Below are 20,111 nucleotides of genomic sequence, written 5' to 3'. Positions count from 1 at the left end.
CCTGAGAACCGGGGGCCCGGCTACTGCCGGGCAGGTGCTCAGGGGATGCGAGACCGAACGCCGACAGGATCTCTGCCAGCGACCGACGTTTTTTTGTTTATCGTGCCTCTTATCGGAAAACCGGTTCCCACTTTCCGGAAGCACGATCGGGCTGGCCACCGAGGAAGGACCGAGTTTTATGACCACCGCATCCAAGGACGGCGACCGCGTCGTCATCTTCGACACCACCTTGCGCGACGGCGAGCAGTGCCCCGGCGCCACCATGACCTTCGAGGAGAAGCTCGAGGTCGCCGACTGCCTCGACCAGATGGGCGTCGACATCATCGAGGCCGGCTTCCCGATCGCCTCCGAGGGCGACTTCGAGGCCGTCTCCGCCATCGCCCGGCGCGTCAAGCGGGCGACGGTGGCCGGGCTCGCGCGCGCCATCAACGCCGACATCGACCGTGCCGGAGAAGCGGTGCGCCATGCCCGGCGCGGGCGCATCCATACGTTCGTCTCGACCTCGCCCATCCATCTCGCGCACCAGATGCGCAAGACGGAGGCGGAGGTGCTCGAGATCATCACGGCCACGGTGACGCGCGCGCGCAACCTCGTCGAGGACGTGGAGTGGAGCGCCATGGACGCGACGCGAACCGGCATCGACTATCTCTGCCAGTGCGTGGACGCTGCCATCAAGGCCGGTGCGACGACGATCAACCTGCCCGATACCGTCGGCTACGCCATGCCCGATGAATACTACGAGATGTTCCGCGCGGTGCGCGAGCGCGTGGCGAACGCGGACAAGGCGGTGTTCTCGACGCATTGCCACAACGACCTGGGCCTCGCCGTCGCCAATTCGCTCGCCGCCTTGAAGGCCGGCGCGCGGCAGATCGAAAGCACGATCAACGGCATCGGCGAGCGGGCCGGCAACGCGGCGCTCGAGGAGGTGGTGATGGCCATCCGCACGCGCGGCGACGCGCTGCCCTACCGGACGGGTGTCGAGACGACGATGCTGGCGCGCGCCTCCAAGCTCGTCTCGGCGGTCACCAACTTCCCGGTGCAGTACAACAAGGCCATCGTCGGGCGGAACGCGTTCGCGCACGAGAGCGGCATCCATCAGGACGGGATCCTGAAGCACCAGCAGACCTACGAGATCATGACGCCGGAATCGGTCGGCGTCGGCAAGACGTCGCTGGTCATGGGCAAGCATTCGGGGCGCAACGCGTTCCGCACCAAGCTCGCCGAACTCGGCTACGCGCTCGGCGAGAACGCGTTCGAGGACGCCTTCAACCGCTTCAAGGCGTTGGCCGACCGCAAGAAGCATGTCTACGACGAGGACATCGAGGCGCTCGTCGACGAGGAGATCGCGCACGCGCACGACCGCATGAAGGTCGTGGCGCTGCAGGTGATCGCCGGCACCGGCGGGCCGCAGTCGGCAACGCTGACGCTCGACATCGACGGGGCGCAGCAGACCGTGCATGCCAACGGCAACGGGCCGGTGGACGCCACCTTCGCGGCGATCCATCGGCTGGTGCCGCACACCGCGAAGCTCGAACTCTACCAGGTGCACGCCGTCACCGAGGGGACCGATGCGCAGGCCGAGGTATCGGTGCGACTCGCGGAGGACGGTCGCGTCGTGACCGGCCGGGGCGCCGACACGGACACCATGGTCGCCTCGGCGCGGGCCTACGTAGCGGCCCTCAACAAGCTGATGCTGAAGCGGCAGAAAACCGCGAAAGCCGAGCAGATCGGCTGATCGGCCGCCGGCCCGCCCGGGACGGAGCACTCGCCGCGTTTCCGTCCCGTCACATGCGACTGGACAAGGGGGGTTGCCGGTGTTAGACGAACCGGCGTTGGGGCCCTCCGCAGGGCCCCTTTGCCGTCCTTCGGGGCCTCAGAGGCCCTGCCGCCGGCGATGGGTGATTAGCTCAGTTGGTAGAGCAGCTGACTCTTAATCAGCGGGTCCACGGTTCGAGTCCGTGATCACCCACCAATGATTTCAATAATTTAGTTCTCTCTGTGTGGCGGGAGTTGACGGGCCCAAGGCCCTGCTCGCCTCGCCGACAGTGTTGATCGCGAAACGGAGAGCGGGCTACCCTTGGCGGCACACGCAATGAGGGATGCTCGCGGATGGCCGATCCTTACGAAACGTTGGGCGTAGCGCGCGACGCCAGCCAGGACGACATCCGCACCGCATACCGGAAGGCCGCCAAGGAGACGCATCCCGATCTCCATCCGGGCAAGCCGGAGGCCGAGCAACGCTTCAAGGAGATCAACGCCGCCTACGACATCATCGGCGATGCCGAGAAGCGCAAGCGGTATGACGCCGGCGAGATCGACGAGACCGGTGCCGAGCGCCCGCCGGAGCGTCATTTCTACCGCGAATACGCCGAGGCCGAGCCCAACAACCGCTACGGGCGCCGTGCCGCGGGCGGCGGCGATGGGGCAGATTTCGACTATGATATCTTTGCCGATCTTTTCCGCGGCCGCGGCGAGGGCCGTGCCGGCGGTTTCCGCATGCCGCCCCAGGACGTGCGCTATGCGCTGGAAATCGACTTTCTCGACGCCATCAAGGGGGCGCGCAAAGTGGTGTCGATGCCCGACGGCAAGACGCTCGACATCGCGATCCCGGCGGGGCTCGGCGAGGGACAGGTGCTGCGTCTCAAGGGGCAGGGTCTGCCCGGCTCCGACGGCAAGGCGGGAGACGCCTATGTCGAGATCTCGATCAGACCGCATCCGGGCTTTAGGCGGGAGGGACAGGATATCGTCAGCACCCTCCCGGTTTCGCTGGGCGAGGCTCTGAACGGCGCCAGTGTGCGCGCGGAGACCGTCGACGGTCCGGTCGATCTCACGGTGCCGAAGGGCGTCAAAGAGGGGGCGAAGCTCAGGCTTCGCGGCAAGGGCGTGATGCGCGGCAAGGATGGCGGCCGCGGGGACCAGCTTGTCACGATCCACATCGTCCCGCCGGAAGGCGCGGACGAGGCCCTGGCTCATTTCATGGCGGATTGGGAAAAGACCCATCCGCAAAACCCGCGTGGAAAGGGCGCTTCGTGACATGATCCGGCAAAGCGAACTCATCCAGCAGTTCACATACCTCGAGCAGCACGTGCTCCTGACGTGGATCGAGGAGGGTGTGGTCGAGCCGCACCGCGACGAGGCCGGCTATCTCTTCGATCGCATCGACCAGGCGCGCGTGGCTCTTGCGTGCGACCTTCATTATCGGATGGGTCTCGAGCACGCGAGCCTGCCCGTGATCCTGTCTCTGATCGATCAGCTGCACGACGCCCGCAACCGGCTCAAGGCATTGACCCGCGCCGTCTGCGAGCAACCCGATGCGATACAGCATGACATCACCCGACGGTTGTCGGGGACGGACGAGGCCGACACGTCGGGGACCAAACCGTAAAACATGGCCTCGCGCTTGTCCTAAATTCAGGAGCTGCCTCCATGGCCGATGACGAAGCCCAAGCCGAGCTTGACCGCCGCATCGCCGCGGTGCGCGAAAACCTTCGCAGGCTCGTCGAGCAAGCTGCCGCCTACTCCGGAGCTGCCGACGAGCAGCGCACGGCGGACCGCATCGCGGAGCAGGAGAGCCTCCTTGCCACGCTGGAAGCAGAGAAAGCGCGTCTGAAATAGCGACGCTCCCCATGGCTTTATGGGAGTTTTGTTGCAAATGAGACCGATGACTCACACTTCAGGCTGATAGGGCTTGAAGTGATCGCGGTCTAATTCGGCATGTCCCTCGCCGCCTTCCACTCCGCGAGGTCTATGACCTGCGCGCTGTGGTGTTTCGGGAGCGAGAGCATCAGCACCCGGCGCCGGATGCGCTCGCGGTAACGCTCGACCAGATACCAAACAGGGGCACCATACACGAAAAAGGCATCGTTATCCTTCGACATGGCCAGCTCCATGAAGCTTGCCCCATCATCACAATCGCGATCGCGAGTCGTCGCAAGTGCGCCGGCACCACACTCGACTCGCAACCCGCGCACCGGACTGCAGGCGCATGTTCGGTTTTTTGAGGCGATGCAGGAACGACGACCCTTCGCACGGGTTGAACCCCCGTCGCGTGAAACGGAGACGATCCATGAAAGCCCCTACCTCCTTCGAGGAGTTCTGGCCCGACTATCTCCGGGCCCACAGCAACCCCACGACGCGCGCGCTCCACGTCGGCGGGACGGCGATCGGGCTCGGCTGCGCGGTCCTCTTTCTCGCGACTGGAAAGCCCCGCTGGGCGCTGGCCGGCCTCGTCTCCGCGTACGGGGCCGCGTGGGCCGGGCATGCGCTCGTCGAGCGGAACGTACCCAAGACCTTCTCGCATCCCCTGTGGTCGATCCGGGGCGACATGCGGATGCTGCGCCTCGCGCTCACGGGCGGGCTTTCAAAAGAAGTCGCGCGCGTCACGCCGAAAGAGCGCCTCCCGGTCTCCGACGTCGTGGAACCCTGAGGGGGTGCTCTATTCGGCGCCGAAACCGAAGCTCGTGTAGACCATCTCCATCTGCGGATCGCGCGCGATGCTGGCCGGCGTGACCAGCGTCTGGCCGAGAATGAGCGCGTAGCAGTCCTTGAACGTCCGCGCCCCCTTGGCCTTGCAGAGCGGATGGCTGCGCCAGCGCTGCGCGATCAGCTTCCGCGCGGCGTCGGTGTCGATGTTGAGATCGCGCACCGTCTCCTCGCGCCCGACCGTCAGTCCCGGGCCGTCCTTGAAGGCGGCGTAGACCAGCTCGCTGCAATAGATCTCGTCACGCGTCTCATAAAAGTAGTGATCGTAGGGGCGGCCCAGATAGCGGCGTGCGCTCGCTACCGCCTCCCTGGCCTGCGCCTCCCCGAGCCCCTTGACGCGCTTGACGGTGACGCGGCCGCCGTTGCCCTTCTTGATCCATGCGTCGAGCGGAACCTCCCGGACGGGCCCCACCGCCTCGATCACACGCGGCCGGCCCTTGCCGTCGACCTCGACCAGGCCGACGTGCGTGTACTGCGTTCCCGAGGCCAACATGATGGCGTCGCTGGCGCTCGTCGTGGTCTTCTGAAAGACGATATCGCCGGTCTTGAGCGGCGGGAGATCGTCCGCGGGCGCCAGGGTCAGGCCGATGCCGAGCACCGCCAGCACGGCGACGAAGGCTTTGATCGCGAATCTCATCATTGCATCCAGCATGCGTCCCGATGGCGGCGGCCTCGTGGCGCCGGGGTCATCGCGGAACGCTCGGTTCCTGCGTATCATGGCGGCGGCGATTCAGCGATGGGGTCGCGCATCGCGGCGGACAAGGGGATTTTTGTCCCACATTCGAAGCCTTTGGAGTGGCGGGCCGATGCAGGGCGGGCGCTATGACCTGGCAATCGTCGGCGGCGGGATCAACGGCGCCGGCATCGCCGCGGACGCCGCCGGGCGCGGGCTCTCGGTCGTGCTCTTCGAGCGGGGCGACCTCGCCGGCGGCACGTCCTCCGCCAGCTCCAAGCTGATCCACGGCGGATTGCGCTATCTCGAGCAGGGGGAGATCCGCCTCGTCCGCGAATCGCTCATCGAGCGCGAGGTGCTGATCGCCCGCGCCCCGCATCTGATCCGGCCTCTGCGGTTCGTCATTCCGCATGCGCCCGGCCTCAGGGCCCGCGCGCTCATGCGCATCGGCCTCTTCCTCTACGATCACCTCGCCAAGCGGCGGCGGATCCCGGCATCGTCTGCGATCGACCTCTCGCGCGATCCCGCGGGGCGGCCGCTCAAGCCGGGCTTCCGCACGGGTTTCGCCTACTACGACTGCCAGGTGGACGACGCGCGCCTCGTGGCGACGCTCGCCCTCGACGCGGCAGAGCGCGGTGCTCGGATCCATACGCGCGCGCCCGTCACGCGCATCGCGCCGCGCGGCGATGTCTGGGACATCACGGCGGAGACGCGACAGGGCCCCATCGATGTCGAAGCGCGCGCGCTCGTCAATGCCGCCGGGCCGTGGTGCGCCGAGGTCGCGCGGCTTGCCGGCGCGGGCGAGCGTGCGCCCCGCCTGCGGCTCGTGCGCGGCACGCACATCGTCGTGCCGCGCATCGCGGAGGCGGAGGACGCCTATCTCCTGCAGAACCCGGACGGCCGCATCGTGTTCGCGTTGCCGTTCGAGCAGGACTTCACGCTGATCGGCACGACCGACGTCGGCGTCGAAACGCCCGCCGAGGGCTTCACGCCGAGCCGGGAGGAAGAGGATTACCTGATCGCGGCGGCCGGGCGCTATTTCATCCAGGCTCCGGTGTGGGAGGATATCGTCTGGCGCTTCGCCGGCGTACGGCCGCTGGTCGAGGACGGCGCGCGGCGTGCTTCGTCCGTCTCGCGCGACTATCGGCTCGACCTCGTCCAGGCCGAGGGTGCGCCGCCGCTGCTCAACGTGATCGGAGGGAAAATCACGACATTCCGCCGTCTCGCCGAAGCCGCCCTCGCGCGTCTCTCGCCGGTCTTTCCCGATCTCAAGCCACCCTGGACGGCGGATGCGCCGCTCCCTGGCGGGGATTTTGGAACGGACGGATACGACGACTATTGCCAGGAGCTCGTGCGGCGGCATCCGGGCATCGCGCCGGCAACGCTGCTCCGGCTCGCGTCGCTCTACGGGTCGCGCGCCGAGCGGATCGTGGACGACGCCGAGACCGATCACGACCTCGGCGACGTGATCGGGGGCGGCCTCACCGAGCGGGAGGTTCTCCATCTCGGCGCGGCGGAGTGGGCCTTGACGGCCGAGGACGTGCTCTGGCGGCGCACGAAGGCGGGGCTGCATCTCGACGCCACCCAACGCGAGGCCGCCGAGATCCTCGTTCAGCACCTCGTCGGGACGCGAAAGGAAACGTTTTAGTCAGAGGCCGCCATCAGCGCGCGGCGCGGGCCGGGTTGCCGGCGGCGATCTCGAAGATGCGCTGCTTCTTCCTCAGCCGGCTGGCATCGAGCAGCATGCGCCCGGCCCAGCGGTACACGTTGCGGGAGCTGACGTAGGCGCGCATCAGCCGCATGCGCTCGTGCTGCTCGGCATCCGACATCGTGAGCGCGCTGTGCAGCGCCTCGCCGGTTGCGTGGGCATCGTAGGGATTGATGATCAACGCCTCGGCGAGCTCACGGGATGCGCCCGCGAAATGCGAGAGCATGAGCACGCCCCGCTCGTCGTCGCGGGCGGCGATGAACTCCTTGGCGACGAGGTTCATGCCGTCGTGCAGGCTCGAGACGATGCACACGTCGGCGGCGCGGAAGAGCTCGAACACCTCGTCCGGCTCGTGGTGGCGGATGATGAGGCGGACGGGCGCGGGGGAGACGCCGGCATACCTGGCGTTGATCTCGTCCGCGAGCTGGATGGCTTCCTCCTGCAAACCCCTGTAGGTCGAAAGCTTGCTGCGGGTCGGCGCGGCGACCTGCACCAGCACGAAACGCCCGCGCCACTCGGGATGGGCCTCGAGCAGCGTATCGACGGCGCGGATGCGGTCCAGCACGCCTTTCGTGTAGTCGAAGCGCTCGATGCCGATGGCGATCTTGGTATCCGGCGGCAGCCCGAAACGCTTGCGCACGGCCTCCCGGCATTCCGCGATCGGCCGCTGCCGGGCGAGTGCTGCGGGCGGCCAGTCGATCGAGATGGGATAGGGCCGGATGAAGGTCTCGTGCCCCCGGTGCGTGACCGACTCCTCCTCGCGGTCGATGCGGCACTCGACGAAGCGGTCCACCGTCTCAAGGAAGTTGTTGCAGTGAAACTGCGTGTGAAAGCCGATGATCGTCGAGCCGAGCAGGCCGTGGATGATCTCCTCCTTCCACGGGAAGATGCCGAAGGTCTCGGAGTTCGGCCACGGGATATGCCAGAAGGTGACGATGGTCGCCTCGGGCAGGCGCTCGCGGATCATGCGCGGCAGCAGCGCGAAGTGGTAGTCCTGGACCAGGACGATGGGCGACGGCGTTCTGGCCTCGGCGACAACCGCATCGGCGAAGCGCTCGTTCACCGCGCGATAAATGCGCCAGTCGGATTCGCGGAACACCGGGCGCGTGAAGGCGATATGGCAGAGCGGCCAGAGCCCCTCGTTGGCGAGCCCGTAGTAGTAGCCGTCCTGCTCCTCCTCCGAGATCCAGATCCGGCGCAGCGTGTATTCGGGATGGTCCGGGGGAACGGCGATCCGATCGCGGGCATCGACGGTCTCGCGGTCGGCGGTGCCGCTGCCGTGCGCGATCCAGGTGCCGCCGCACGCCCGCATCACGGGCTCGACGGCGGAGACGAGACCGCTCGCCGGGGTCTGCATCTCGATCCCCTCGGCACCGCGATTGTGGATGTAAGGCTCGCGGTTGGCGACCACGAGCACCTCGACGCCCGGGAGCTCTGCCGTCACGATGTCGCGCAGGGTGGACTTGCTCCAGTTGGCCTGGTCGCGGTCGATGGCGCTCTGGCTCATCTCGAGCTGGCGCAGGACCTGGCGCACCTCGCGATCAAGGAGGCCGAACGTTGCAGGGGCCGCGCCCGCGTCACCGTTGCGGGTCGCGCTGGTGACGGCCTGCTTGAACTTCTGCGTCCAGTTGCGGATCAGGTAGAGCACGAAGCCTGCGGCGAGCGCACCGCTGGCGAGGATGATGCCTCCCAGCATGAGCGTCAGGTAGTTGCGCGCCTCCTGGCCGCGATGCTCGGCGAAGGTGAGATCCTGAACGATGATGAAGTGCCCCTGCGGCGTGCCGACGGCAATGGGGAACGCGCCGATCAGCATGCGCCGCCCGTTGACGATGACCGAGGAGAAGCTCTCGACGTCCGAGCGGGCGATCTCCGCGCATCTGATGGACGACGGCATGAGCTTGGTCGCGTAGGCCGGCTCGCCGTCGCTGCGGCACATGCCGACGGCAACGACGCGGGAATCCGTCGTCGCGACTCGCTCGAAGAGCTCGTTGATATGGTCGTCCTGTCCGCTGGCGAGCATGCCGGCCAGGGGCACGCTCACGGAATTGTATGCCAGCGACGCGCGCAGCTCGACGTCCCGGCGCGACCAGTCGTCGATCAGCGACGTCACGAGCGGACCGAGGAGCAGGACGGCAAGGAGCGCGATGGAGACGGCGATGAGCCCGTAGCGCGCGGCGAGATGGGCCGCCCGTCCTCGCGACGCCCACAGCCTGGGGTGGCGCTCCCAGCGGCGCCGCAGAAAGTCCCAATTCCGCGATATTGCCGGAATCCTCCTCGCTCACGCCCGCGGGCGGAGCCGTGAACGGACAATGGATCGTGCGGGCATGCTGCGCGCCGGGAGGGGTGAGGTCAACCCTTCGGACATCCGCAAAGACGCGTGGTTGACAAGGGGCTTCAAGCCTCACGCCACAAAAGGAAGGAGCCGCCTGCGGGCGGCTCCGAGATCACAGAACGGACCAGACAGGGTCCTGATCGTCCCGGTTTCTCCTCAACGCTGCTGATCGCGGCGCGGATCCTCACCCTGCTGCTGCCGGCCCGGCTTGTCCTGCTCGGACTCTCCCGGCTGCGGCTTGCGATGACGCTCTTCATCCTGGCCCGGCTTGTTCGGGTTGCCGCGCTGCTGCTGATCGCGGCGCGGATCGTTCTGGGACTGCTGCTCGTCCTGCCGGGGCTGGCCGCCCTGCTGTCCGGGATTCCGGGGCTCGTTTGCCATGAGTTGTCTCCTGATTGAGGGTTTCGTGCGCCTCATCAACGCGCGCCCGCGATGCCGGTTCCGCCGGTGCGCTGCAACGCCCGGTCCCGTCAACGGGACCAGCTCATGGACCGGCGGGCTTCGCGCCCGTTCTGCGGCCCATCCAGACCGTTGCAATCCAAAGCACGACGCCGATCGCGAGCAATACGCCGGCGATCCGGTATTGCACCGGATCGCGCCCCGTCCACGGGCCTGCGAGAAAGATGCAGCTCGCCGCGCCGAGCACGGGGATGAGGGTCGGCGCGCGGAAGTGCGCGTGGCCCACGGGGTCGCGGCGCAGCACGAGGACGGCGACGTTAGTGACGGCGAAGACGCAGACCAGCAACAGCGCCGTCGTACCGCCCAGCGCCGGCACCTCCCCCACGAACGCGATCAGGGCGAACGCGATAAGCGTCGTAAAGACGATGGCCACATGCGGTGTGCGCCGGGCCGCATGTATTCTTCCGAATGCCGGCGGCAGGACGCGCTCGCGGCTCATGCCGTAGACGAGGCGGCTCGCCATCAGCATGTTGATCAGCGCACTATTGGCGACCGCGAACATGGTGATGAAGCCAAACAGTCCGAGCGGGAACCCCGGCGCGCCGGCCGCCACGACCTTGAGCAGCGGTGCCTCGCCCTCGCCGAGCTCCGCCGGCGGAACGAGCGTGATCGCCGAGACCGAAACCAGCAGATAAATCGCGCCGGTGATGAAAAGGCCGAGCAGCAGGACCTTCGGAAACGTGCGCACAGGGTCCTTGGTCTCCTCCGCCATGTTGACGCTGTCCTCGAAGCCCACCATGGCAAAGAAGGCCAGCGTCGTGGCCGCAATGGCGCCCCCGAGCAGACCTCCCGCGTTCTCGTCCGCCTTGAACTCGAAGATGCGCGAGACGTTGCCCTCGCCGTTGCCGATGGCCCAGAAGCCGATGGCGATGATGATCAGGAGGCCGCTCAGCTCGACGCAGGTGAGCAGCACGTTGAGCTTCACGCTCTCGCCGACGCCGCGCAGGTTCACGGCCGCCACGGCCGCCATGAACAGAAGCCCCGCGACGGTGATGCCGATGCCGTCCGCCAGGCCGAGACCGAAAGCATCCGACATGTTGGCGGCGAACGCCCGGGATGCGGTGGACGCCGACGTAATGCCGGACGACATCACCGCGAAGGCGACGAGGAAAGTGAGGAAATGAATGCCGAAGGCGCGGTGCGTGTAGAGTGCGGCGCCTGCGGCGCGCGGATATTTGGTCACGAGCTCGAGATAGCTGAAGGCCGTCATGAGCGCGACGGCGAACGCCATGAGGAAGGGCAGCCAGACGGCGCCGCCGACGAGGTTCGCCACCTTGCCGGTGAGCGCGTAGATGCCGGTGCCGAGGATATCGCCGACGACGAAGAGCAGAAGCAGCCAGGGCCCCATGACCCTGTGCAGGGCCGGCGCGCCAGGCCCGTCGGACGAGCCCGAGGTGCGATTCGGGTCATGTTGCATATCGGCATTCCCGTTGGATCGAGCGGCCGGCAAGCCTCGCAACTCGCCGCTCTGCGGTCAACGGTCGGGTGCGCACGCCCTACCGCGGCGCTCTGCGCCTTGGAGATTGCACCCGTTAACCGATACGCCGAGACCGTTCGCGGGCGTCGCGAAACCTTGGCGCCGATCTTGCGTTGTCAAAAAATCAGGACCACAACAGTCCCGTCCCTGCCTGGTTCCCTCAGGCCCTTAGTCCGAGTGTTGCGTCATGCCCAAAGCGGCCCGTGCCTACTGGAAGGGTTTCCTCAGACTGTCGCTGGTCACGATCGGCGTCGAGATCTACAACGCCGTCGAATCCAAGGCCGACATCTCCTTCCGCCAGATCCACAAGCCTTCCGGCCGGCGCGTCAACTACGAGAAGGTCGTGCAGGGGATCGGCAAGATCGACAGCAAGGACATCGTCAAGGGCTACGAGGTGGACAAGGACACCTACGTGACGCTCGACCCCGAGGAGGTCGAAGCGGTCAAGCTCGAGAGCAAGAAGACCATCGACCTCGTGCAGTTCGTCGATGCCAAGGACATCGACTACCGCTACTTCGAGCGGCCCTATTTCGTGGCGCCGACCGACGCGCTTTCGGGCGAGGGCTACGTCGTCATCCGCGAAGCCCTGCGCGAGACCGGCAAGGTCGGCCTCGCGCAGATCACCATCTCGGGCCGGGAGTGGCTCGTCGCCATCGCGCCGCTCGAGGACGGCCTGGTGATGGAGATGCTGCGCTACGCGGACGAGCTGCGCAGACCCGAGGATTTCTTTGACGAGGTGCCAGCCGCCAAGCCGGACCGGGAGATGGTCGATCTCGCCGTGCAGCTCATCGGCAAGAAGTCGAAGGCGTTCAAGCCCGAGACATTCGAGGACCGCTATCAGACCGCGCTCAAGGCCCTGGTCCAGGACAAGCTCAAGGGCCGCAGGATCGTCGCGCATGAGCAGGAGCGGCCGAAGGGTGGCAACATCGTCGACCTCATGGAAGCGCTGAAGCGGAGCGTCAAGGCGTCGTCCGAGAAGCCGCCTTCGAAAGCGGGGACCCCGAAAGCCAAATCCACGCGCAGCACCAAGAAGCGGGCGTGACGATCTTCCGGGCTACATGAAACGACGCGGCGACATCAACGTTAGACGTGTCTGGATCCCGGCCTGCGCCGGGATGACGTTATTTGCGTTCGCGCCGATCGCCTCGACTCTCCGTCACACCGGCGAAGGCCGGTGCCCAGACACGCTGCCGCACCGCACCGCGCTTATTCGGCAAAAACGGAAGCATACCAGCCGTCCGTTTGAAACGCTTCGACGAGCCGTGGATTTATGAGAGATGGCCCGGCCCGCAAAAAAGCTCTCCGCCTACCGCGCCAAGCGTGACTTCGCCAAAACCGAAGAGCCCCGCGGCCGCGAGGCCATCCGCGCAGCGGACTATCCGCGCTTCGTCGTCCAGAAACACGACGCGACGCGGCTTCACTACGACCTCCGCCTCGAGATGGACGGTGTCTTCAAGTCGTGGGCGGTGACGCGCGGGCCCTCGCGCGATCCCAAGGACAAGCGGCTCGCCGTCGAGGTCGAGGACCATCCGCTCGAGTACGGCGACTTCGAGGGCACCATCCCGAAGGGCGAGTACGGCGGCGGCACCGTGATGGTGTGGGACCGCGGTTTCTGGATGGCGGAGGGCGACAAGCCCGCGGCCGAGGCGCTCCGCGACGGGGACCTCAAGATCCTGCTCGCGGGTACGAAGCTCAAGGGGAGCTGGGTGCTCGTGCGCATGAAGCGCGACCGCATGGGCGGGACGCGTACCAACTGGCTCCTGATCAAGCACAAGGACGCCTACGCCAGGCCGGGCGACGGAGACGGGCTGCTCAAGCAGGACCGTTCCGTAGCCTCCGGGCGCAGCATGGCGGAGATCGCGGCTGGCAAGGGGCGGCGGCCCGAGCCCTTCATGCGCGCAAGGAGGGCCGCGTTCAGGCCGGATGCGGTCTGGCATTCGGACGGCAGCGATCCCGTGCTCGGCATTGCGATCTCGAACCCGGACAAGGTCCTGTGGCCGGCGGCCGGGCGCGAGCCCGCCGTCACCAAGGCCGACCTTGCCCGCTACCTCGCAGCGGTCGGCCCCTGGATGCTGCCGCACATCGAAGGGCGCCCCTGCTCCATCGTCCGCGCGCCGGACGGGATCGGCGGCGAGACGTTCTTCCAGCGCCATGCGCGCGGCGGCACGTCCGAGCACGTGACGGCGGTGCGCATCGCCGGCGACCGGGAGCCCTACATCCAGATCGACAGCGTCGAAGGGCTGATCGCCATGGCGCAGGCGGCAGCCCTCGAGTTTCATCCGTGGAATTGTGCACCGAACGCGCCGGCCGTGCCGGGCCGCCTCGTGTTCGATCTCGATCCGGGGCCCGGCGTCGCGTTCGATGCCGTGGTCGGCGCAGCGAACGAGCTCAGGGGACGTCTCGAAGCGCTCGGTCTCGTCGCGTTCTGCCGGACCACGGGCGGCAAGGGGTTGCATGTTGTCGTGCCGCTCAAGACCGGGGGCAAGGAGACGCTCGACTGGGAAGCGGCGAAGACGTTCGCGCATGCCGTGTGCGAGGCCATGGCGCAGGACAGCCCGGACCGCTACCTCACAACGATGCGCAAGAACCTTCGCGGCGGAAAGATCTTCCTCGACTATCTGCGCAACGACCGCATATCGACGGCCGTCGCACCGCTCTCTCCGCGTGCCCGTGCGGGTGCGCCGGTGTCGATGCCGCTGACCTGGGCACAGGTTCGAAAGGGGCTCGATCCCATGCGATTCACGCTGCGCACGGTGCCAGACCTGCTCGGCAAGACCAAAGCGTGGACCGACTACGACAAGGGCGCGCGGCCGCTCAAGGCGGCGATCCGCAAGCTCGTGGACGGAAAATAGATGCTTCTAGCGTCCGCGCCAGAGCCAGATGGTCAGGGCAGCGCCGATAATGGCAGCAACATAGAGGATGATCGACGGAAGCAGGCCCAGGATGACGCCGATGTGGAAGCCCATGAACGAGCCGGCGATGCCAACCAAGCTGTATGTGACGTCACCCGCGCCGGTGGCGTCTGCCACCTGCCGGCCGAGCCAGCTTCGACCTCGCCGGTTGAAGAGCAATCCGACGAGGATGCCGATGACGACAAGGATGATGAACGTCATGATAGCCGTGGTGACGATGGGCATAGCGGTCCCTTTCCCGAGCGCGCACAATGCGCTTGCGCTGAATGCTGACGAACGCCCATGAGTTCCGTGGAAAGCACCAAGCGCGGCCGCAGCGGCGCCCGGCTGCTCGCCGGCCGCAAGCCCGACGCACTGCCGGCGTTCGTTCCGCCCTGTCTCGCGACACTCGCCGATGCACCGCCCGAAGGCGCTGACTGGGTGCACGAGATCAAACTCGACGGCTACCGGCTGGAGGCGCGCATCGCGAACGGATCCGTGCAGCTCCTCACGCGCACAGGCCTCGACTGGACGGGACGATTTCCCTCGATAGCGAAAGCGCTCAAGGGCCTCCGCGTCAAAAGCGCCCTCATCGACGGCGAGGCGGTGGTCGAGGACGCGCACGGCGTGACCAGCTTCGCCGCGCTCGTCGAGGCCCTGGAGCAACGGCAGGTCCAAGGCATGCGCTTCGTCGCGTTCGATCTCCTCCATCTGAATGGGGTCGCTCTCACCCCCGCGCCACTCTTAGGGCGCAAGGAGCTGCTCGAGTCGGTTCTGAAGCCGAGCCGTTCGAGGCACCTTCGCTACAGCGCGCACCTTGCGGGCGACGGCGAGGCGGTGCTCAGGGAAGCCTGCACGCTCGGGCTCGAGGGCGTGATATCGAAGCGTGCGGACCGCCCCTATCGCTCCGGCCGCAACGGCGACTGGCTCAAGTCGAAGTGCGTCCAGACCGACGAATTCGTCATCGGCGGATACCTCACGTCCTCCGTCGACAGCAAAGCCGTCGGCGCGCTGGCGCTCGGGACGTTCGAAAAAGGAAAGCTCGTCTATCGCGGGCGCGTCGGCACGGGCTTCACGCACAAGAGCGCCCGCGCCGTCTGGCAGGCGCTGCAACCGCTGAGGTCCACCGCCTCGCCGTTCTCAGCCGCCCTCACGGCCGTCCAGCGGCGCGGTGTCACCTGGGTCGAACCGGCGCTCGTCGCCCAGATCGCATACCGAAGCCGGACCGGTGACGGTCTTCTGCGCCACGCCGCCTTCAAGGGCCTGAGGCAGGACAAGCCGGCCCGGGACGTCCACTGGCCTTGAGGCGACGGGCCGCAGATCCATCGGGATTCCCCTTCCTTCCGACGACAAACAGAATCACATAGGCTGCCAGTGTCTTACGTACGCAAGTAAGGATTTCGGGCCGGCTCGAAATCGCTGAAAGCGCATTCTGCTGTCACTCTGTTCCGCCCGATCATGCCGTCCACGCGCGATCCGGGCCCGGATTTTTTCCCGTGCGCCGTCCGATTGGCACCTGACTTATGTTCTATTCCATCAAAGGCCGCGTTGGGCGCATATGCTGTAGCACCCGATTTCGCATACTCCCCCATTTCATTCCGCAAAGTGTCCTCTCATGATCTCGCTTCGAGACCTGACTACAGCCGAACGCGCCGCGCTGGCGGGCGGAGGCGCTACCGTGCTCGCCGCGCTCGTCGTTCTCGTCGCCGCATCCGACTTCGATCTCACCGCCATCCGAACCTTGCGCAGCGTGCACATCAGCGGCGACGGAAGCGTGGTCGAAACCCTCTACAATCCCGCCGCCCTCATCGGGTTGACGCTCATCGGACTGGCGCTCATCAGCGCTGTCGCGTTGAGCTTCGCCGGCCTCATGCGGCTGCTCTCGATGAGCCTTTCCAGGACGAACGGAGCCGGAGAGAACCGCGACGCGACCGCAAAGGTCGGACACAAGCTCGAACGGGAGCTTGCCAAGGTGCTCGAACACATTCGCGCACACATCGCGACGAACGAGAGCTATGCCAAATCCCTGGCCAACGCGCAGACGCGGCTCGCCGGCCTGCCGGAATCGGAGCAGGTGCGCGTGATCGTCAGCCTGCTCGTCGCGGAGAACGAGCGCATGCGCCAGGACACCAGCACGCTGAAGAGCCGGCTCGAGGATTCGTACCAGCAGATCAAATCGCTCCGCGCGAGCCTGAGCCAGGCCCAGGAATCCGTGCTCAAAGACCCGCTGACGGGCACCGGCAACCGGCGCCAGTTCGACGCCTCGATGGACAAGGCCATCAAGGACTGCGAGCAAAAGGCTGCGGCGCTGTCGCTCGTCATGTGCGACATCGACCACTTCAAGCGCGTCAACGACGCGTTCGGACACCAGGTCGGCGACGAGCTCATCAAGATGTTCGCCCGGGTCATCGACGGGGGCGTCCGCGAGTCCGATACGGTGATCCGCTACGGAGGCGAGGAGTTCGCGATCATCCTGCCCATGACCGATCAGAACGCGGCGCGCGCGATCGCGGAGCGCATCCGCCGCCAGTTCGAAAGCAAGAGACTGACCGTCCGGGAGACCAACCAGAAGGTCGGCCAGCTCACCGCGTCGTTCGGCGTCGCGCAATATCAGCCCGGTGACAGCATCGACACGCTGGTGCAGCGCGCGGACGCCAAGCTCTACGAGGCTAAGTCCTCGGGGCGCAATCGCGTCGTGGCGTTCGGCCAGAGCTGACGGCCGACCGCAACCCGCTCAGGCGATCGCGGAGCGTGCCGGCTTGGATTTTCTCACGGCACGGGTAGGACGCGGCTTGGGCTTTCCCATGACCACCGCATAGCGCTCGATCGGAAGCGGCTTGCCGATCAGATAGCCCTGCACCTCGTTGCAGCCCTGCTTCCTCAAGAGCTCGAGCTGCTCCGCCGTCTCGACCCCCTCGGCGATCACCCGGCGTCCAATGGCCTTGCCGAGTGTCATGATCGAGTTGACGATGGCGGCGGCGTCCTTGTTGCTCACCATGTCGCCGATGAAGCTGCGATCGATCTTGATGCGATCGAACGGGAACGACCGCAGCGTGCTGAGCGACGAGTAGCCGGTCCCGAAATCGTCCATGGCGACGCTGACGCCCAGCGCCTTCAACCTGTTCAGCGTCTCGAGCGCCGTGTCGGCGTCATAAATGAACAGGCTCTCCGTTACCTCGATCTCGAGCCTCGAAGCCTCGACGCCGGTCTCGCCCAGCACGCTCTCGACCAGCTCTGCAAAATCCGCGTGCACGATCTGAGCCGGCGACACGTTGACGGCGACGCGCAGATGCCTCGGCCATCCGGCGGCCAGGGCCAGCGCCTGGCGCAGAACGAACGCGCCGATGCCCTCGATGGCGCCACAGGCTTCGGCCGCGGGGATGAACTGGTTCGGCGGGACGTAGCCGTGGACCGGATGGTTCCAGCGCAGCAGCGCCTCGAAGCCTTTGATGACGCCCGTCCGCGCATCGGCCTGGGGCTGGAAGACGAGCGAGAGCTGGCCGGCGAAGGCGGCAACAGAGACATCCCGCTCGAAAGCCTGACGAGCGCGCCTCTCGGCATCGAGCTTCGCCGTATAGAAGGCGTAGCCGGGCCGGCCCGAGCCCTTGACCTGCCGCAGCGCGGTATCGGCTTGTCCCATCAAAGCCTCGAGATCGGCGCCGTCATGCGGGAAGCGGGCGACGCCCACCGATGCGCCGATCTTGAGCTCCATGCCGTGGTCGATGTCATAGCGTTCCGCGAGAGCCACGCTCAGGGCCGAGGCCATCGCCTCGAACTCGGAGCCGCCATGGGTCTCCGTCTTCGCAATCAGGAACTCGTCCGCACCGAGGCGCGCGATGAGGTCGGCGGTGGCGCAGGCCCCGCGGATCCTGGCGGCTACCGCGCGCAGAAGCCGATCGCCGATCTTATGCCCTTGCGCGGCATTCACGGCCCGGAACCCGTTGAGGTCGACGTAGAAGACGGCCACCTCCTTGCCGAGAGCTTTCGCCCGATCGACGATCTTTGGAAACTCCTCGGCCAGGAGCGCGTGGTTCCCGAGCCCCGTCATGGCGTCCGTGTAGGCGAGCCGCCCGATACGGGCGCGCGCGTCCCAGTGCTCGATGGCAATCGCGCAAAGGTGCGCGCAACGGTCCACGATGCGCTTCTCCAGCCGGCTCGCGGGGCGCGGGCGGCGGAAGTAGAATGCGAACGTTCCGATGACGCGGCCATCGTGCGACTTGATCGGATTCGACCAGCAGGCGCTGAGGCCGAGGATACGGGCCGGCTCCTTGTATCTGGCCCAGCGCGGATCGGTGCCGATGTTGACCACCTCGACGGGCTCGCCGGAGTAAGCGGCGGTGCCGCACGATCCGGTCATCGGGCCGATCGGGAGGCCATCGATTCCCTTAGAATACCAAGCCGGCAGCGACGGCGCGGCAAGCGGGCGCAACCGCCCTTCGCAATCGACGCGGATGATCGAGCAGATGGCATTGGGCGCCACCTCCTCGGCACGCCGGCAGAGGAGCGTCATGACGTCGGAGAGCGGCTCGCCCGAGGCCACCGCGACGAGGATCTCGTGCTGGATGTCCTTGAGACGATCTTCGACGCTGCGGCTTCGTGTCCTGCTCCCGCGCACCGTATTCCCTCTTCTCCTGCCCGCGGATCGAGGCTCCCCGAATGGGTCTCCCTGGGCCGCAACCCCGCGGCTTTCGGGAGATGCTGCGTACTTATTCCATGGCAACAGTTGCCGAAATTATAATCGGCCCGGCAAACCGTAGACAGAATGACGGTACCCTCCACGTTTCATTAATGCGTGCCGAAAAAACGCGCAGATCCCCTGGAGCGACCATCGATCCCGCCCGTTCGCCGACGGCATGCGCGCAGCATGCGGTGCCGTTAAGGGCTCGTTCATCTTGCGGATGCGAGACAAGGCCATGAGCGGCACGCCCGGCCGGTCTCCTCTCGTCCCGTTGTCATGCGTAGGAGCAGATCGATGACTCAGTTCTTCCGACGGATCATCCGCCCCCTGCTGGCCGGCCGGGCCCTGTCCGATGCGCCCGACGCCGGAGCGGACCTCGCGCCCGACACGCGCGCGGCTCAGAGCCGTCAGCGCGCGCACCGGCTCCATGCGCCGGCGCTCGACCGGGTCGAACTCTAGACACGCGGGCGAGGGCGGGATCCGAGCGGGCCGAACCTCGCCCTCGCCGCGATCAGAGACGAGAGGTCAGAGGCAGCCCAGTCCCGGGTAGCCGCACACGTACGAGTTCAGCATCTTGTTGACGCAGCAAGCCTGATCCGCCCCGCACCGCCACGTCTTGGTCTTGCCGGACGAGGTCCGGGCCTTGCAGGTCTTGTAGGCCTTGGCTGCGATGGCCGCCGACTGGTCGGGACCGCGGGCCGCATCGAACACCAGCGTGCCGGCCACCGCGAGCGCGGCCGCAAGACCTATCGAGACGATTGCGCGTTTCATCGCTCACACTCCCCATTCCGTTGCCTGTGCAATGTCAAGATGCTCCGAAACGGGGCTGCTTTCCAGCGCAGGATCGCTCCCGCCGCGCGACGGCACGACGGGCGCGGACTTTACGCAACAAGGGGCGCCCAGCCGATCGCCGAGCGCCCCTTACCGGAACCGTCGTTACCGGTGTCAAGCGTGATCATTTTTTATTGAATCGGGATCACGCTCTCTCTCTTTGTTGAGACCGATGATTCACACTTCAGGCTGATAGGGCCTGAAGTGACCATGGTCTAGTTGCGACCCTTATCGACCAGCTTGTTCTTCGCGATCCAAGGCATCATGGCGCGGAGCTTGGCGCCAACCTCCTCGATCTGGTGGGAATCGTTCATGCGGCGAATGCCTTTGAAGCGCGCCGCGCCGGCCTTGTACTCCTGCATCCAGTCGGACGTGAACTTACCGGTCTGGATGTCGGTGAGAACGCGCTTCATCTCCGCCTTGGTCTCGGGCGTGACGATGCGCGGGCCGGTGACGTACTCGCCCCATTCGGCGGTATTGGAGATCGAGTAGTTCATGTTGGCGATGCCGCCCTCGTAGATGAGATCGACGATCAGCTTCACCTCGTGCAAGCACTCGAAATAGGCCATCTCGGGCGCGT

General features: G+C 66.5%; 19 protein-coding genes, 1 tRNA gene and 1 pseudogene. 13 read left to right on the top strand and 8 right to left on the bottom strand.

The genetic code is table 11. The annotated features are described in order from the left end of the window. The first annotated feature begins 178 nt into the window (after positions 1-178). The 5 genes from V7082_RS17605 to V7082_RS17585 all read left to right on the top strand — a co-directional run bounded on the left by V7082_RS17605 (position 179) and on the right by V7082_RS17585 (position 3,615). Positions 179-1,735, top strand: a complete 1,557-nt coding sequence (locus V7082_RS17605; protein WP_334150644.1) for a 2-isopropylmalate synthase — start codon at positions 179-181, stop codon at positions 1,733-1,735. Positions 1,736-1,896: 161 nt separating this feature from the next. Next, a tRNA-Lys gene (locus tag V7082_RS17600) sits at positions 1,897-1,972 on the top strand. Positions 1,973-2,109: 137 nt separating this feature from the next. After that, positions 2,110-3,033: a J domain-containing protein gene (locus tag V7082_RS17595; RefSeq protein ID WP_334150642.1), complete on the top strand. Its 924-nt coding sequence runs from the start codon at positions 2,110-2,112 to the stop codon at positions 3,031-3,033. Between the two features lies 1 nt (position 3,034). After that, positions 3,035-3,385: a hypothetical protein gene (locus V7082_RS17590; RefSeq protein ID WP_334150641.1), complete on the top strand. Its 351-nt coding sequence runs from the start codon at positions 3,035-3,037 to the stop codon at positions 3,383-3,385. Between the two features lie 41 nt (positions 3,386-3,426). Beyond that, positions 3,427-3,615, top strand: a complete 189-nt coding sequence (locus tag V7082_RS17585; RefSeq protein ID WP_334150639.1) for a hypothetical protein — start codon at positions 3,427-3,429, stop codon at positions 3,613-3,615. 89 nt (positions 3,616-3,704) lie between these two features. On the opposite strand, the gene V7082_RS17580 is transcribed toward V7082_RS17585, so the two are convergent. Next, on the bottom strand, positions 3,705-3,878 hold the full coding sequence (locus V7082_RS17580) for a hypothetical protein (RefSeq protein WP_334150637.1): 174 nt from the start codon (positions 3,876-3,878) through the stop codon (positions 3,705-3,707). A 188-nt stretch (positions 3,879-4,066) separates the two neighbouring features. Between V7082_RS17580 and V7082_RS17575 the strand changes: the two genes are divergently transcribed. Beyond that, positions 4,067-4,426 carry a DUF962 domain-containing protein gene (locus V7082_RS17575; RefSeq protein ID WP_334150635.1) on the top strand — a complete coding sequence of 120 codons (360 nt, stop codon included), beginning with the start codon at positions 4,067-4,069 and terminating at the stop codon, positions 4,424-4,426. 9 nt (positions 4,427-4,435) lie between these two features. Here V7082_RS17575 and V7082_RS17570 read toward each other — a convergent pair whose 3' ends face one another. Further along, positions 4,436-5,119 (bottom strand): YiiX/YebB-like N1pC/P60 family cysteine hydrolase, encoded by a 684-nt coding sequence (locus V7082_RS17570; RefSeq protein WP_334150634.1) that lies wholly within the window; start codon positions 5,117-5,119, stop codon positions 4,436-4,438. Between the two features lie 169 nt (positions 5,120-5,288). Between V7082_RS17570 and V7082_RS17565 the strand changes: the two genes are divergently transcribed. Next, positions 5,289-6,803: a glycerol-3-phosphate dehydrogenase gene (locus V7082_RS17565; protein ID WP_334150632.1), complete on the top strand. Its 1,515-nt coding sequence runs from the start codon at positions 5,289-5,291 to the stop codon at positions 6,801-6,803. Positions 6,804-6,816: 13 nt separating this feature from the next. On the opposite strand, the gene V7082_RS17560 is transcribed toward V7082_RS17565, so the two are convergent. Further along, positions 6,817-8,973, bottom strand: a complete 2,157-nt coding sequence (locus V7082_RS17560; protein WP_334150630.1) for an alpha,alpha-trehalose-phosphate synthase (UDP-forming) — start codon at positions 8,971-8,973, stop codon at positions 6,817-6,819. Positions 8,974-9,240: 267 nt separating this feature from the next. Between V7082_RS17560 and V7082_RS17555 the strand changes: the two genes are divergently transcribed. Continuing rightward, positions 9,241-9,594, top strand: coding sequence for a hypothetical protein (locus tag V7082_RS17555; RefSeq protein ID WP_334150629.1), 354 nt, complete (start codon positions 9,241-9,243; stop codon positions 9,592-9,594). An 85-nt stretch (positions 9,595-9,679) separates the two neighbouring features. Here V7082_RS17555 and V7082_RS17550 read toward each other — a convergent pair whose 3' ends face one another. Then, positions 9,680-11,071, bottom strand: a complete 1,392-nt coding sequence (locus tag V7082_RS17550) for an APC family permease (RefSeq protein ID WP_334150627.1) — start codon at positions 11,069-11,071, stop codon at positions 9,680-9,682. Positions 11,072-11,318: 247 nt separating this feature from the next. Here V7082_RS17550 and ku point away from each other — a divergent pair, with 247 nt between their 5' ends. Beyond that, positions 11,319-12,173, top strand: coding sequence for a non-homologous end joining protein Ku (gene ku, locus V7082_RS17545; RefSeq protein ID WP_334150626.1), 855 nt, complete (start codon positions 11,319-11,321; stop codon positions 12,171-12,173). Positions 12,174-12,408: 235 nt separating this feature from the next. Further along, positions 12,409-13,983, top strand: a complete 1,575-nt coding sequence (gene ligD / locus V7082_RS17540) for a non-homologous end-joining DNA ligase (RefSeq protein WP_334150624.1) — start codon at positions 12,409-12,411, stop codon at positions 13,981-13,983. Positions 13,984-13,989: 6 nt separating this feature from the next. On the opposite strand, the gene V7082_RS17535 is transcribed toward ligD (V7082_RS17540), so the two are convergent. Beyond that, positions 13,990-14,268 carry a transglycosylase gene (locus tag V7082_RS17535; protein WP_334150622.1) on the bottom strand — a complete coding sequence of 93 codons (279 nt, stop codon included), beginning with the start codon at positions 14,266-14,268 and terminating at the stop codon, positions 13,990-13,992. Positions 14,269-14,325: 57 nt separating this feature from the next. Here V7082_RS17535 and ligD (V7082_RS17530) point away from each other — a divergent pair, with 57 nt between their 5' ends. Further along, the gene (gene ligD / locus V7082_RS17530; RefSeq protein ID WP_334150621.1) at positions 14,326-15,327 is read left to right on the top strand and encodes a non-homologous end-joining DNA ligase; all 1,002 of its coding nucleotides are present in this window, start codon (positions 14,326-14,328) and stop codon (positions 15,325-15,327) included. A gap of 310 nt (positions 15,328-15,637) precedes the next feature. Continuing rightward, positions 15,638-16,738, top strand: coding sequence for a GGDEF domain-containing protein (locus tag V7082_RS17525; RefSeq protein WP_334150619.1), 1,101 nt, complete (start codon positions 15,638-15,640; stop codon positions 16,736-16,738). 18 nt (positions 16,739-16,756) lie between these two features. Here V7082_RS17525 and V7082_RS17520 read toward each other — a convergent pair whose 3' ends face one another. After that, complete coding sequence (locus V7082_RS17520; RefSeq protein ID WP_334150617.1) at positions 16,757-18,637, bottom strand: bifunctional diguanylate cyclase/phosphodiesterase; 1,881 nt, start codon at positions 18,635-18,637, stop codon at positions 16,757-16,759. 357 nt (positions 18,638-18,994) lie between these two features. On the opposite strand from V7082_RS17520, the gene V7082_RS17515 reads away from it, so the two are divergent. Then, positions 18,995-19,159 (top strand): hypothetical protein, encoded by a 165-nt coding sequence (locus tag V7082_RS17515; RefSeq protein ID WP_334150616.1) that lies wholly within the window; start codon positions 18,995-18,997, stop codon positions 19,157-19,159. Positions 19,160-19,225: 66 nt separating this feature from the next. Here the strand turns inward: V7082_RS17515 and V7082_RS17510 are convergent, their stop codons facing one another. Next, positions 19,226-19,471 (bottom strand): hypothetical protein, encoded by a 246-nt coding sequence (locus V7082_RS17510; protein WP_334150614.1) that lies wholly within the window; start codon positions 19,469-19,471, stop codon positions 19,226-19,228. Between the two features lie 275 nt (positions 19,472-19,746). Further along, a pseudogene (locus tag V7082_RS17505) lies at positions 19,747-20,111 on the bottom strand (ketol-acid reductoisomerase); the annotation flags it as partial.

The organism is Hyphomicrobium sp., assembly GCF_036833075.1.
GTDB lineage: Bacteria > Pseudomonadota > Alphaproteobacteria > Rhizobiales > Hyphomicrobiaceae > Hyphomicrobium_C.
This window is presented reverse-complemented; position numbering and strand designations above follow the sequence as displayed.